General features: G+C 60.6%; 8 protein-coding genes and 3 pseudogenes. 7 read left to right on the top strand and 4 right to left on the bottom strand.

Annotation, left to right across the window (positions count from 1 at the left end; all coding sequences use genetic code 11):
- Window positions 1-122: 122 nt before the first annotated feature.
- The 3 genes and pseudogenes from HB777_37800 to HB777_37790 all read right to left on the bottom strand — a co-directional run bounded on the left by HB777_37800 (window position 123) and on the right by HB777_37790 (window position 3,438).
- Window positions 123-1,832: a hypothetical protein gene (locus HB777_37800; GenBank protein ID QND69430.1), complete on the bottom strand. Its 1,710-nt coding sequence runs from the start codon at window positions 1,830-1,832 to the stop codon at window positions 123-125.
- 701 nt (window positions 1,833-2,533) lie between these two features.
- Window positions 2,534-2,878: pseudogene (locus HB777_37795) on the bottom strand (ATP-binding protein).
- The gene (locus HB777_37790; protein QND69429.1) at window positions 2,851-3,438 is read right to left on the bottom strand and encodes a hypothetical protein; all 588 of its coding nucleotides are present in this window, start codon (window positions 3,436-3,438) and stop codon (window positions 2,851-2,853) included. The pseudogene HB777_37795 and the gene HB777_37790 overlap by 28 nt, the downstream one beginning before the upstream one ends.
- Window positions 3,439-3,924: 486 nt before the next feature.
- Here HB777_37790 and HB777_37785 point away from each other — a divergent pair, with 486 nt between their 5' ends.
- The 7 genes and pseudogenes from HB777_37785 to HB777_37755 all read left to right on the top strand — a co-directional run bounded on the left by HB777_37785 (window position 3,925) and on the right by HB777_37755 (window position 13,417).
- Window positions 3,925-5,397, top strand: coding sequence for an IS21 family transposase (locus tag HB777_37785; protein ID QND69745.1), 1,473 nt, complete (start codon window positions 3,925-3,927; stop codon window positions 5,395-5,397).
- Window positions 5,394-6,147, top strand: a pseudogene (locus HB777_37780) (ATP-binding protein). Before HB777_37785 ends, HB777_37780 begins: the two are co-directional and overlap by 4 nt.
- An 874-nt stretch (window positions 6,148-7,021) precedes the next feature.
- Window positions 7,022-7,936 (top strand): transposase, encoded by a 915-nt coding sequence (locus HB777_37775; GenBank protein QND69428.1) that lies wholly within the window; start codon window positions 7,022-7,024, stop codon window positions 7,934-7,936.
- 615 nt (window positions 7,937-8,551) lie between these two features.
- Window positions 8,552-11,449: a S8 family serine peptidase gene (locus HB777_37770; GenBank protein QND69427.1), complete on the top strand. Its 2,898-nt coding sequence runs from the start codon at window positions 8,552-8,554 to the stop codon at window positions 11,447-11,449.
- Complete coding sequence (locus HB777_37765) at window positions 11,365-11,883, top strand: autotransporter domain-containing protein (GenBank protein ID QND69426.1); 519 nt, start codon at window positions 11,365-11,367, stop codon at window positions 11,881-11,883. The genes HB777_37770 and HB777_37765 overlap by 85 nt, the downstream gene beginning before the upstream one ends.
- Before the next feature lie 186 nt (window positions 11,884-12,069).
- Window positions 12,070-12,771 carry an IS6 family transposase gene (locus tag HB777_37760; GenBank protein QND69425.1) on the top strand — a complete coding sequence of 234 codons (702 nt, stop codon included), beginning with the start codon at window positions 12,070-12,072 and terminating at the stop codon, window positions 12,769-12,771.
- 133 nt (window positions 12,772-12,904) lie between these two features.
- Window positions 12,905-13,417, top strand: a pseudogene (locus HB777_37755) (IS6 family transposase).
- 257 nt (window positions 13,418-13,674) lie between these two features.
- Here HB777_37755 and HB777_37750 read toward each other — a convergent pair.
- Window positions 13,675-14,061 carry a transposase gene (locus tag HB777_37750; protein QND69424.1) on the bottom strand — a complete coding sequence of 129 codons (387 nt, stop codon included), beginning with the start codon at window positions 14,059-14,061 and terminating at the stop codon, window positions 13,675-13,677.
- Window positions 14,062-14,459 lie beyond the last annotated feature (398 nt).

Genomic DNA, 14,459 nt, shown 5'->3' with positions numbered 1-14,459 from the left:
AAAAACCCTGCAACAAATATCCATAGGGGTCCACGTTGTCGCCCGTAGGTCTGATCCAGCTGCGATCGGCTTCAACTCATTCCACGCACCCGTTGAAGACGGTGTGTAAGCCGTAATCTGGCTTACCGCCTAGGCAACAATGCTGCCAAGGCGCTAGCCCGATGGTCCGGCTGGGCGAGGCCGTCGGCAAGGGCAGCGATGCGCCCTTGTAGCTCGCCCTTAAGCTCTGCCACACCTCTCCCCAGGGCTTGGAGAGCGTTGGCGCGATGGGGGCCCTGGATGCGATCGGCGAGGACTACGAGACGCCGTTGGAGGTCAACCTCAAGCCCTGCCAGCCCCTCTCCGAAGCCCTGTAGCGCCGCTACGCGATCTCCGGGCTGGTCGAGTTCCTCCGCGAGGCGGACGAGACGGCGCTGGAGATCCCGCGCAAGCCCCGCCACGCCGGCTCCAAGGCCAATTAAAGCCGTGCCGCGATGCTTTTGGTCCTCAAGACCCTCGGCGAGCTTGACAAGACGCTCCTGGAGCTCCCGCGCAAGCCCTCCCACACCTGTGCCGAGGTCTCCGAGGGCGAAGGCGCCATGCACTTGGTCAAGCCCTTCGGCGAGCTTGACAAGACGCTCCTGGAGATCCAGCGCAAGCCCTCCCAGCCCTGTGCCGAAGCCTTGGAGGGCGAAGGCGCCATGCACTTGGTTAAGCCCTTCGGCGAGCTTGACAAGACGCTCCTGGAGATCCCGCTCAAGCCCGGCCACGCCCGCTGCGAGACCCTGCACGGCCGAGGCGCGGTCCTCTTGGTCCTCGAGCCCCTCGGCGAGGCTAACGAGACACTGCTGGAGCTCGCGATCAAGCCCCGCCACGCCCGCTGCGAGACCCTCCACGGCCGCGGCGCAATGCTCCTGGTCCTCAAGCCTCTCGGCGAGTCTGACAAGACGCTCCTGGAGATCGCGCTTAAGCCCTGCCAAGCCCTCTCCGAAGCCCCATAGGGCCAAGGCGCAATATTCGGGCTCGTCGATCCCCTCGGCAAGGGTGACGAGACGCTCCTGGAGACCGCGATCAAGCCCTGCCACACCCGCCCCGACGCCCACCAGGGCCGAGGCGCAATGTTCGGGCTCGTCGAGCCCCTCTGCCAGGCTAACGAGACGCTCCTGGAGGTTAGGGGCAAGCCCTGCGACGCCTTTTCCGAGGGCTCCGACGGCGGAGGCGCATTCCCCGGGCTGGTCAAGTCCCTCGGCGAAGCGGACGAGATCCTCCTGGAGATCTGGCTCGAGTCCTGCCAAGCCCGGTCCGATATCGATCAAGATCGAGTTGCGGTCATCGAGGTCGCGAAGCCTCTGGACTAGCGCGACGAGACCCTTCTGGTCCGCCCGGGTGAGGTAATTGAAGTTGGGCGCGAGTGATTGGATCATGTTGGGCACCATGCGCGCGGCAAAGCGATCCGCGCCGGGCTCGTGACCCCGCAACCTCGCCCAGATGGCCTGAACCCGAATAGCCCTTTGACACCTTTCTCGAGACGCCGGCGATAGCCAGGTGTCGAAACGCAGCCGGCGATTTGTCGACAACATGCTCAGCAGATCGGTCGGTCTGAGCCGCTCGGCAATCTCACCGAGTAGCCCCGGATCCAGATCACGGACACTGGTGTGCTGCATCCTGAGAGTGGAGGAACCGCTTGACGCTTGATGCTCAGAGCGCGCCTGCTTCACCATAGAACAAGTCGATTGTCGAGATTCTTCGACGCCAACAACCGGTCTGGCGGGAGAATCGTCCGTGATATTGCCTTCGATGGCGCTAACCATCGAGATGGGGGCCTTGCCAGGCTCGTCAATGTTCCTTATCATTTCACCTCCTATGGAGCGACAAACTGAATGAGATCATCATCCGTGATTGTCCCGCAGCGGCCACCGGTGATCTGTCGGCGGTGCACCATTGCGGCCAATTTCAAACCCCTGGAAACAACGTGCATTTTCCATGCCTGATGTTTCGAATCTGGAGGGTTCTGTGAGGTCGCGCGGCGGTGATGGTACGGCTTGGCGCGGCGCGCGACCTCATTGAAGCCGGATTGAGCGAACCCGCTGACGCGGCCGGTCGCCACATCAGTCTTGTAGCGGTTTTGGCCAGACCGGTTCTTCACCACGTCGAGCCGCGTGTGATCGCCGCCGTGCCAGTGTAGCACGAGGTGGAGCCGATCGGTCTCGGCTGTAACAATGATCTCCTTCAGCACGGTGCGCAAAATCCGCTTGCGCGTCTCGACGGACGCGGCGGGATGGTTCCACAGCGCAGGCATGTCGTCTGCGAGCGCTATAAGCATCGTGCGTTCGTCCTCGCTTAGGGCGCTCGGCTGCTCGCTGCGCAAGCTCCGGACCTGATCCTCAAGCCGGACGACCGCCGCCAGACAGTCATTCCATCGCCGTTCGAGCTCGCCGGCGACAAGGCGGTTATCTGGATCAACGGCGTCGTATTGGCGGCGTGCATGCGCCGCCTCATAGCGGGCCTGGTCCAGGGCGAGCTCGCTTTGCCGCAGCCGTTCGTTGCCGGCCTGCTTCAGGCCAAGCAAGAGGCGCCCGTTGCGGGCATGCCGCCCGTCGCCCCTGGCGATGGCGAGCGCCTCGAACAGGCGCGGCATGCGATGGTAGGCGGCGGAGCGGCCATCGCGGCAGGCCTTGTGGCCGAGCGCGCAGGCGATCCAGCTTTTGCCGAGGCCGGTCGGACCGGTGATGAGCAGGTTCTCGTGGCGCTGGATCCAGCTGCCGTCGATCAGATGGGCCATAACGGCGCGGTCAATGCCGCGCGCGGTGCGCAAATCGAGATCCTCGACGCAGGCCGACTGCCGGAGGGCTGCGAACTTCAGCCGAGCGATCAGGCGCTTGGCGTCGCGGTCCGCGGCGGGTGATGGATAAGATAAACTTCTCTGGATTGGCCAAACACCACGTTGGAATTCGGTGTTAGCTTCACCTCGGCCGTGTAGTGCTCACCGTTAATCTCGAAGTGTGCCGGCTGCTCTTGGTTGCGCTGGCCCGGTAGGAACCCGAGTTTTCCCAATTCACGAATGATTTCACGCGGCATTAATTGGCCGCCATTGTCCCAGTGGTGGTGGTCCCATAACGGGCCAACGAGATATCCGATGTCATCTGAGCGGAGAACTGACGAGGACGCCTTGCCAGACGCCTGCGCCGATCCGCTAGAAGGCTTTCCGACGCAACATTCTCCAACCGCTTTCCTAACTGCTGACTTAACGCGCGACCACAGTGAACCGTCTCTGCTACGCAGGCCGGATCGCGGCGGCATCCGCATCGACCCGCCGATGTCAGGGTGCCCTCCATGGTCATCTGCGGGCGTCGCATCAGGCGGAATGAGTTGCAAGGTGCCTGGGTGCTGTTCTTGAACGGCAGCGTACTCCTGCATCGAAGCAGCCATGCTGAATTGGTCGATCGAATTGAGTTTCAAACCACTCTCCTTTGAACGTGGACTTTTCCTAGTCTCCGAAGCTAGTAGCGTCTGGTATCCGGCCTCCGGACATTCCTGCCACCATAAAACTTTTCCGCCGCCTTTTGACAGACATCCGAGTAGAACTTATCCGCATCCTCGATCGTGCACCCAGCCCCCGCGAAACAGCCACGCGCGATCTCATGGAGCGTATGCCGGATCGAGCTCGTGTCGTCGTAGACTGCGTTGAGCCACGCTGCGCGGCGACAATTAAGTTGGCCAGTTCGACGACAATTATCTTGGCCGGTTAGGGCGTCCGCCAGCGCCGTTTGAAGGGAGGGGCGGAGCCCCGACCGGAAAGCGGCACTGGCGGACGGCGGCGATTTCAAGCCCCCCTTCAGGGTGGGCCAGCCGTTCGGCGTCGAGGGTGGTATCGCAGCTCAATCAACCAACGATTTGAGCTCGATGCCAAACCTTCATGTGACCGACTGCCAGGTGATGCTCTACATGACCTCCCGTTCCCGACACCAAAGCAAGGATGCCGCCGCAGCCAGCGCCGGCTTTAGCGCGCGCACCGCACGCCGCATAGACAAAGACCCGCGTTTGCCGTCTCAAAAGAAGCAGCCGCGAACCTGGCGAACTCGCACCGACCCACTGACGGACGTCTGGCCCCGGGTATTGGAGATGCTGGGGATACCAGGTGTCATGGCCGTGACGATCTTCGAGGACCTCCAGGATGAACTCGGCCTTGACGCTCTTCCCGACAGCGTCCGCCGCACGCTGGAGCGTCGCATCGCCAAATGGCGCGCCCTTCACGGCGAAGACAAGGAGGTCTTCTTCCCTCAGCGCCATGATCCCGGCCGCCAGGCGCTGTCCGATTTCACCGTCACGGACAGCCTCGGCGTCACCATTGCCGGCGAGCCTTTCCCGCACCGCCTCTATCATTTCCGGCTGGCCTGTAGCGGCTGGGAACATGCGCGAGTCATTCTCGGCGGCGAAAGCTTTTCAGCTGTCGCCGAAGGCCTGCAGGATGCGCTTTGGAAGCTGGGCGGCGTCCCGCGCGAACACCGGACTGACTCGCTGTCGGCTGCTTTCAAAAACCTCGACCGCGACGCCGAACGCGATTTTACCAAGCGTTATGGCGACCTGTGCCGACACTACGGCATGGAGCCCACCCGCAACAATCCCGGCGTCGCCAATGAGAACGGTAGCATCGAAGCCGCCAACGGCCACATCAAGATCCGCCTCGACCAGAGGCTCCGGCGCCGCCGAAGCCGAGATTTCGACAGCCTTGAAGCCTATCGAGCCTTCGTCAGTGGCGTCTGCGATCGTCACAACGCCCGCCGCGCCAAGGCCGTCGCGGCCGAGCGCGAGACGCTCAAAACTCTGCCCAAGCGCCGAACCACCGACTTCGCGATGGTGACGGCGAAGGTGACACGCAACAGCACCATCAATGTCGATCGGATCCTCTATTCCGTTCCGTCCCGGCTCATCGGCAACAAGATCGAAGTGCGTCTCTTCGATGACCGGCTGGAATGCTTCCTCGGCCCCGACCCGGTCATGCGCATGACCCGCGCACGGACCGACCGAGCACGCGGCCACTCGATCGATTATCATCATCTGATCGGTACACTGCGGCGCAAGCCGCAAGCCCTCCGATACCTCGTCTACCGCGAAGCACTCTTCCCGCGCGCAGCCTACGCTCGCGCCTGGACCGCTCTGGACGAAGCCCTGCCGCCCAGAGACGCCTGCCGGTCAATGGTCGCTTTGCTGGCAATGGCCTCGACCTGCGAAGCCATTGAGATCACCTTGGCCGATCGTCTCGACGCAATCCTGGACGCCGGCCGGCTGCCTGACCTCGCCAAACTTGAGATCGAGTTCGCGAGCAAACCGAACTCGTCGAGCGAGGTCGCCATCCCAGAGCCAAATCTTGAAGCCTACGATCGGCTTCTGCCCTCGGCTTGCGAGGTACGGCCATGACCGACGCAGCCCTCCTCTCCTCCTTGCTGACCGAACTGCGCCTGCCCAGCATCGTGCGCAATTGGCGGCGCATCGCCGACACTGCCGACCGCGACGGCTGGCCAGCCCAAAAAACCATCGCTGCGCTGATGGAGATCGAGGTCGCCGAGCGCACCTCACGCCGCATCCAGCGTCATCGCGATCAATCCGAAGCGCCGGCTGGCAAAACCTTCGCCAGCTTCGATTTCGACGCCGCACCAGGCGTGCGCAAACAGCAACTTCTGTCCCTCGGCGCCGGCGGAGACTGGATCAAGAACGGCGAAAAGCGGCACAGGCAAAAGTCACGCTATCGCGGCCATCTGCCATGCTCTTATCGATGCTGGAAAGCGGGCCTTGTTCACGCGTACCATCGACATCGTTCAAAGGCTGCAGACTGCGCGTCGCGACCTTTCCCTGATCGGCGCCCTTGAGAAGCTCGATAAGTTCGACCTCATCGTACTCGACGACCTTTCCTATGTCAGGAAGGATCAAGCCGAGACCAGCGTCCTGTTCGAACTCATCGCGCATCGATACGAACGGCACAGCATCGCCATCACCGCCAATCATGCATTTTCAGCATGGAGCACCGTTTTCCCGGACGCCGCCATGACCGCGGCGGCGGTGGACAGATTGGTCCATCACGCCACGATCATAGAAATGAATGGCGAAAGTTATCGAGAGCGCTCCGCCGCCCGGCGAGCCACCAACGAGGAAACTCCCATCTTGGCTTAGGCTTTAACAGCAACACATCATCGCATGGGCTGTAATCGTCGCTGGGACAATAGCTAGCGACAATTACTCACGCCACTATCATAAACAGCCAGCGACAATTAAAATGATTGTCGCTAAGACTCCCCCTTGTCAAACGACAATTAGAAAGATAGACGTCTTGTCGCTACTCGGCGACTGTCCAAATATGCCAGTTTAATTGTCGATAGACGGACACCGTAATTGTCGCGTTGCACACGCTATAATTACAATGACCTCTTCCCTTGACAGACATTGCTGTCCGCTCATTAAGCGCATGATTGATGCAGGCTACGGCGCCTCGAATCCGTTGCCTTTATCATTCAATTTGAAGTGAGCGATGGGCAGGTTTGTCATGTCTTCGATTTCCCCGCGATTCCCCGGCTAGCGCGACGAGGTTCTCCTGCTGCGCCCAGGTGAGGTAATTGAAGTTGGGCGCGAGTGATTGGATCACGTCGCCATGCAGAAGCGGGGCAAGGCGATTCTCGACGCCAGGGCGGTCTTGCGTCAACCTGTTCCAGATAGCCTGAACCCGGCTAGCCCTTTTACGCCTTTCTCGAAGCGTCGCGATTCCCGTAATGGCCTCGCTCATCTGTGGATGTGTCTGCGACATGCTCAGAAGATCGGTCGGGCTGAGCCGCTCAGCAATCCGACCGAATAGCTCCTGCTGCAAATCAAGGACACTGGTGTGCCGCATGCGGCGAGAGGAGGAAACGCTTGACGCTTGAGGCTTAGGCGGTGTGGACTCTTAGGATTGAACGAACCCGCTGACGCGGGATTGGCGTGTGCATTGGCTGGAATGGTCTCCTGATGGGAAGGTTTGGTTGCTGAGACCAACCCCTGACCAGGAGACCATCCCATGGCTGAAGCCACGACAGCGGTAAGCCCGCTGCGCCGTCGCATGATCGACGACATGAGCTTGCGCAACCTGTCGCCCGCGACGCAACGATCCTATCTGCATGCGGTGGCGAAGTTCAGCCGTTATTTCGGCCGGTCGCCGGATCGGCTGGGGCTGGAGGACGTCCGTGCGTTCCAGGTTTATCTGGTGTCGCAGGGCATTTCCTGGCCGGCGCTGAACCAGACGGTCTGTGCGTTGCGTTTCTTCTACGGCGTGACGCTGGACCGGGCGGGGCCCAACCCAGTCAGGATCGCCACCGAAGGGGCGATGTGGGGAGCGATCCGCCACCACGGCTTTCTTGGCGATACCGTGGTCGTGTCCGATGATGCCGGCCAGTTCCGCATCGGCGACCATGCTCTGTGCTGGGTCCACGCCGAGCGGCTCGTCCACAAATTGATACCCGTGACCCCGGATCAACGTCAGGCCGTCGACATCATGCGCCAGTTGATCTGGTGGTTCTATCGCGACCTCAAGAGCTACCAGCGTGCTCCTTGTCCGCGCCACGCGGCGGCCCTGCGCGCCCGCTTCGAGCGCCTGTTCAAACGACGAACCGGCTACGTCATGCTCGACCGGCTTCTTGCCAGGCTGCATCGCCGCAAGCATGAACTCCTGCGCGTTCTCGATCGTCCCGAGATCCCGCTCCACACCAATGGTTCGGAAAACGACATCCGCACCTTCGTCACCAAGCGCAAGATCTCCGGCGGAACCGTCAGCGAGGCAGGCAAGAACGCCCGCGACGTCCTGCTCGGCCTGATGAAGACCTGCATCAAGCTCGACGTCTCATTCTTCCGCTATCTCGGCGACCGCCTCGGCATACCAACACAAGAGTCGATTCCGCCGCTCCCGGATCTCGTTAGGCAAGCCGCTCAAGCCTGACTGCCCGGTAATCTGCCCCGGTTACGTTTGTCATTCCGTTTTCCGACAGAACCGATGCATGTCCACAATCCGACAGCGGCAGACAAAATCTCAGGTTCAAAACAAACATTGGTGTCAGGTTCATTACCACCGGCAATCTGTGCACTGTGGAGGTTTTTCAAAGCGAACAGGCGCTTACTGCGCGCTGAGCGCGTTGGCACAGGCTTTGCACATACAAGTGCGGCAACACTGAGTGAGGGTGACTGCACGATGGCCGATTCAGCACGTGGTTACTGTTTGGCGGCCGACCCTAAAGTTGATGAGAGAGACAGAATTGGCCGGGTTTGATGTGAACGGCGCAAAACCCACGTTCAACCTCCCAAATCGCCTGTCCGATCTCTTGAGCGCACGTGACGACGTCCGAAAGGCGGCGGCCTCCTCACCGCCCGCCGCCGCGCTCGGCTTTGAGGGTTTGGTGCCGCCGGTCAAGAACAACAGAGGACATAGGGAATGACGATGCAGACGGGTCGAGTTGTATGGGGAAGCAAAGGATCACGGCAATCTAGGCTGGCGTCCGCCGGAGCTATGCAGGTCAGAGCCGCGCCATGCCGTGCTCGTCTGGCCAGGCTTCGCTCCTTGCGCAGCGCCGCGGTGCTGTTGGTCGCGACCGCTTCGTCCGGGGCGTTGGCGCAGGAAACGCCGCCGTATGTCAATGCTGACGGAACCGGCACCTACGATCTACAGGCCGCCATGCAAAGCTGGCGCGATGACCCAGAATTCCAGGGCAATTGGGGACTGAAGGCAATGAACGCCGACGGTGCCTATGCTTTGGGCATTACCGGAAATGGGGTCAGAATTGGAGTGTTCGATTCCGGTATTCTGTCTAGTCACCAGGAGTTCGTGGGTGGTCGGCTTAATCTCATTTACGTCGAGGGGTTTTCCACGGAGGGCAAACCATTTGGGATGAGCGGCGAGTACAATCCGGAAATCAATGATGATCACGGAACTGGAATGACAGGGCTGATCGTCGCGAGCCGCGACAACAAAAAAATGCACGGCGTCGCTTTCGGTTCGCCCTTCTATGTTGCCAATACGGGCGGGCGTGACGATCTACAGCAGGGCTCCAACAATCCGGCCCTCGACTTCAACTTCTTCAAATCGACGTTCGATGCGCTCGGCAAAAAAAATGTAAGAGTGGTCAATGAGAGTTGGGGAAGCGATTCAGCTATTCTTTCGGAGAGACGTACAGGTAGCATTTCCGACTTGGTTTTTGCCTCCAGGAATTTCTGGAAGCTCCGGACGGGAGGAACCAAAACCTGGCTTGATGCAGCGGTCGATGGGTCCAGGCAGCATGGTTTTGTTCAGGTGGTCTCCAACGGCAACCATAGCAAGTCTGCTAATCCTGACTTGTTTGCCAGTCAGCCGTTTTTAAATCCGGATGTAGAAAGGAAGTGGTTGGCTGTTACCGGCTACGACGAAACAGGGAGCCAAGTCTATAATAAATGCGGCGTGGCAAAGTGGTGGTGTATCATGGGCCCCTCTGGCATGAGCTCGACCAAGACAGATGGCAACTACATGGACAATGCCAACGGCACATCGGCAGCTTCCCCCCACATTTCAGGGGCTCTTGCCCTTGTCATGAGCCGATATCGCTATATGAGCAACGAAGAGGCTGTCACAACACTGCTCACGACAGCTCAAAACAAGATTGCCGATCCGGATCGCGAAGTACCCAAACGTGGTGATAAGACCTTTGATTTTCTTACCGCGGTGAAGAATGGCGACAGTCGGATTCCGAATGAACTTGGCGGCTGGGGGCTTCCCGACCTGAAGAAGGCAATGGCCGGTCCCGGCCAGTTATTCGGGCATTTTGCGGCGGGCTTGCCGAAGGGAATGTCCGACACCTGGGCGAACGACATTTCCGATGAAGCGATCAGAGCGCGCAAGGATGACGATCTAAAAGAACAAGCAACTCTGCGCCAACTTCTACAAAGCGGCCAGGGGGAGAATGGTAAAGCATTCACCGAGGATGACAAAAAAAACCTGATGAATCTCATCGTCACTCGCGAGAAAGCGATGCAGACACGCGGCAAGGATCCGGTGACGGGCAAGACCTATGTTGACAGTCTGGAGAAGCTTGGCGACGGGCATCTCATTTTGACTGGGAAGAACACCTATGCGGGCAGCACTTGGGTACGCGGCGGCAAGCTGTCGGTGGATGGTTCGATCACCTCGACGGTGACGGTGGATGGCAGCGGCATTGGCAAAGAGGTTGAATACTATACGCCGAACGGCGACAAGCAGACCGAACAGGGCACGACCGGCGGGACGATTGGCGGCACCGGCACGATCGGTGGATTGATTGCAAAAGCGGGCGGGACGGTTGAGCCGGGCAGTGTGACGCAGCCGATCGGCACGCTTAAGGTTGGCGATGTGGGTGTTCGCTTTGAGAAAGGCTCGACCTATGCGGTTGAGGTCAATTCCCTCGGCGCAAGCGACCGGATCGAGACCACCGGCACGGTCACGGTCAATGGCGGCACGGTCAAGGTGCCGGCGGGATGGCTTTATAAGCCGGAGACCCGCTATCAGATCCTGACTGCGGCCGGGGGGATGAATGGTCAATTCGACAAAACGACCTCGGACCTTGCGTTTCTGGATCCGTCGCTTGATCACCGGACCCATGATGTCGGGCTGACATTGTCGCGCAACCAGGTGGCGCTGGCCTCGACGGCGGCAACGGCGAACGAGATGGCGGTTGCGGCGGCGCTGGAAAATGCCTTTCCCCTGACGCCGTCGCCGACATCACCCGGCCAAGCGACGCCGGCGGGAGAGCCTCGGGCGGACGCCACGCCAGAACTGGCGCTGGCGCCGCCATCGCCCACTGTACAGGCTCTGCCGGCGACCCCGCTCGATCCGCTGCTGCTTGCTGTTCTCAATTTGAGCAAGGCCTCGGCCGGCCACGCCTGGGCGCCGCTGTCCGGTGAGATTCATGCGACGGTTAAGGGTGCGCTGATAGGGGAGAGTTCTTATGCGCGCGATGCCGTGATGGAGCGTCTGCGTGCGGCGTTTGACGGGGTGGGGGCCTCATCCGTGCCTGTGATGGCCTATGGGCCGGACGGGGTGGAGCCGGTTTGCGCCGATACGCAACGGTTTGCTGTTTGGAGCCAGGCCTACGGCGCCTGGGGAACTGCCGACGGCGATGGCAATGCGGCCGGTTATCACCGCTCGGCGCGCGGCTTCTTGGCGGGCGGGGATGTCTTACTTGGCGATTGGCGGCTAGGCCTTGCGGGCGGTTATGGTCATTCCTCCTACGAGGTCGATGCGCGCGCCGCATCGGCCGAAGCGGACAATTACACGCTTGCCCTTTATGCCGGTACCCGAATCGAGGCGTTATCTTTGAATTTTGGGGCGGCGCATAGCTGGCATTCGATCGACACCGGCCGGGGGTCGTGTTTCAAAGCTTTGCCGATAAGGCGACAGCCTCCTACGATGCCCGTTCGGCGCAGGCCTTCGGCGAGGCAGGCTATGAGCTGAGCTACGAGTTTGCCCGCTTCGAGCCCTTCGCCAATCTGGCGCATGTGCATCTCAAGACGGACGGCTACCGCGAGAAGGACACGAACGGCGCCGGGTTAACGAGCAGCAGCAGCAGCAGCGACGTGACGTACACCACGCTGGGGCTTCATGCCGGTAGCGACTTCGTCGTTGGCGGCATGGCCGTCAAGTCATATGGGACGCTTGGCTGGCGGCATGCCTTTGGCGATGTGGTGCCGCGGGCCGCGCATGGCTTCGCCGGCGGCCAGAACTTTGCGATCAGCGGCACGCCGGTCGCCAAGGACGCTGCCATCCTCGAGGTCGGGCTGGACTTCCGTCTGGCGGCCAATGCCAGTCTCGCGGTCTCTTATGAGGGTCAGATTGCGTCCTCCGTGCAAGAGCATGGCGTCACCGCAAAGCTTGGCGTGCGGTTCTGACAGAAGAGGAGGCGAAAACATCGCCAAAGCCTTGTGAAGGATCGGCAGCAGCGGCGGCATTGCGCTCGGACGGCAGCGACCTTGCCGTCAAGGATCGACAGATGTGGCCGGCTTGAGGTGTCGCTTTGCAGTTAACGAGGTGGCGTTATCAACTTAACTTAGGGATTTGCGGCATAGATCGATGTCATGAACACCGCGATCGTCAGCTACAAGCGCCATCGTTTCCCGCCGCAGATCATCGCCCATGCAGTATGGCTCTACTACAGGTTCCCCATGAGCCTGCGTCTGGTCGAGGAAATGCTGCTGGAGCGCGGGATCGTGGTTTCGTATGAGACAATCCGCCGGTGGGGCATCAAGTTCGGTCCGCATTACACTCGCCGCTTGCGCCGTAAGCAGCCCAGCCGAAACGATGTCTGGCACCTGGACGAGGTCGTCATCACCATCACCGGCAGGAAACACTGGTTGTGGCGCGCCGTCGACCAGGATGGCTATGTGCTCGACGAGATCGTCCAGAACCGCCGCAACACCAAGGCGGCCAAGCGCTGGCTGACGCGGCTGCTGAAGAAGCAAGGCGTCGCGCCGAAGCGCATGATCACCGACAAGCTGCGCTCCTATGGAGCAGCCAGGCGACAGGTGATGCCGGACGTCGAGCATCGGTCGCACAAGGGATTGAACAACCGGGCGGAGAATGCACATGTGCCGCTGCGAAAACGAGAGCGGATGATGCAAGGCTTCCGATCACCAGGAGCACTGCAACGCTTCGTTTCGATCTTCTCGGCTCTGCGCAATCTCTTCGTCCCGCCCCGCTCAAAACGCTCCGCTCTCGCTACACATATTCACCGCCTGCAGGCCATGGCGGAATGGACAGCCGTGGCCATGGTCAGCTGACATCAGCGGCCGCAGGTCTCAACGCGTGTATATGCAGACAACGTGACATCGCCGGCAGGACTTCGTCATCGCGGCAGTTTGACCGGCACCGTAACGTTAACCGGGCATCGATCAAAATGTGGGATCTGGCGGCATGACCAGATTTTCCCGTGATCCTCTTTATCGTCGCCACCGATTTCCGGCGCAGGTGATTGCCCATGCCGTTTGGCTCTATTTCCGGTTTCCGCTCAGCCTGCGGATGGTCGAGGATATGCTGGCAGCTCGTGGCGTCATCGTCTCTCACCAGACCGTGCGACTTTGGGCTGAGAAATTTGGCAGACACTTTGCCAATGATATCCGGAAGCGATCGGCCGGCAAGCTCGGCGACAAATGGCATCTCGATGAGGTTGTCATCACCATCGGTGGAAAGAAACACTGGCTTTGGCGCGCCGTTGATCAGGACGGGTTTGTTCTCGACGTGTTGGTGCAAAGCCGTCGCAATGCCAAGGCGGCAAAGCGCTTGATGCGAAAGCTTCTGAAAGGGCAAGGCCGTTCGCCGCGTGTGATGATCACCGACAAGCTTCGATCCTACGGTGCGGCGAAGCGGGAGATCATGCCAGGCGTCGAGCATCGCTCGCACAAGGGCCTGAACAATCGGGCGGAGAACATGGTCGAGACGCATGCGCGCGGCCGATATCCCCGGCCAGCAGAAGCTGTGATCTTCCAGAGTCTTCGAATAAAGACAAACCCCGCTGCCGTCCCACCACACGATGCGAACCCGGTCCGCACGCTTCGAACGGAATACGTGAAGTGCCCCCGAGAATGGGTCCAGGCCGCCATCCCTGACCAGCGCCATCAAAGATGCCGCGCCCTTGCGGAAGTCGACCGGCTGGCACGACACGTAAACCACCACACCGGAAGCGATCATGCCTTACGAACCGCGCGGATGATCCTCGCCAGGCGATCGGGATCGACATCGCCGCCGGCGCGCACCACTGCGTCGCCAATGACGATTTCCACCGTGTCGCTGCCCACCGCTTCAAAGCGCGTGAACTTCGCCGGCTTGCTCGCTCCCTCCGTCAGTGGCGCAACCATGCCCGACGAAAGCGCCTTGCGGCGCCACGCATAGAGCTGCGAGGGGTCCAGCCCCTCGGAACGCGCAACCGCCGAGACATTGCCCCCTGGCGAGAACGCTTCGGCGACAAGCCGTGCCTTCTCTTCGTCCGACCGATGGCGCGGCTTGCGTCGGGACGGCACAGGCTCCGCCGTCAAAATCTCGAATGTTCGATGATGGCTCATACTGTCGCTCATAGGATTCTCCGCATGATTCATGCTGAAAATGAGCGATCAACCGCCTGCACGCTACGTGGGGATGCCTAAGCGACAGGACGGCTGACTGGTATGGGCGTTCAATTGATCTGGCGCCTTAAATGGCAGGAAGGCCTCGCGGCCGGTTCGAGGCGCATCCCTCCTCCGAAGCAGCATGCGCAAGTATCGTCACAAGCCGCCCCGAACGCTTCGCGTTCGGCGATGTCCAATTTCCGACAATGTCGGATACAGTCAGATCTACTGGATTGCGTTTGAATGGTTTCTCCTTTGGCACAGTACATGCTCGTCATCCGCAAACACGTGACCGACCAACAAGAAGTCGCATGATCACCTCACCAAAACATACAGCCGCCGCGGAACAATCACTTTGCCCCGAACTT

The organism is Mesorhizobium loti (genome assembly GCA_014189435.1).
GTDB classification, from domain to species: domain Bacteria; phylum Pseudomonadota; class Alphaproteobacteria; order Rhizobiales; family Rhizobiaceae; genus Mesorhizobium; species Mesorhizobium loti_G.
This window is presented reverse-complemented; position numbering and strand designations above follow the sequence as displayed.

Bases quoted from the DNA above. Each gene is read 5' to 3' on its own strand.
- HB777_37750 (QND69424.1), bottom strand. From the start codon at position 14,061: ATGAGCGACAGTATGAGCCATCATCGAACATTCGAGATTTTGACGGCG.
- HB777_37760 (QND69425.1), top strand. From the start codon at position 12,070: ATGAACACCGCGATCGTCAGCTACAAGCGCCATCGTTTCCCGCCGCAG.
- HB777_37800 (QND69430.1), bottom strand. From the start codon at position 1,832: ATGATAAGGAACATTGACGAGCCTGGCAAGGCCCCCATCTCGATGGTT.
- HB777_37775 (QND69428.1), top strand. From the start codon at position 7,022: ATGGCTGAAGCCACGACAGCGGTAAGCCCGCTGCGCCGTCGCATGATC.
- HB777_37785 (QND69745.1), top strand. From the start codon at position 3,925: ATGACCTCCCGTTCCCGACACCAAAGCAAGGATGCCGCCGCAGCCAGC.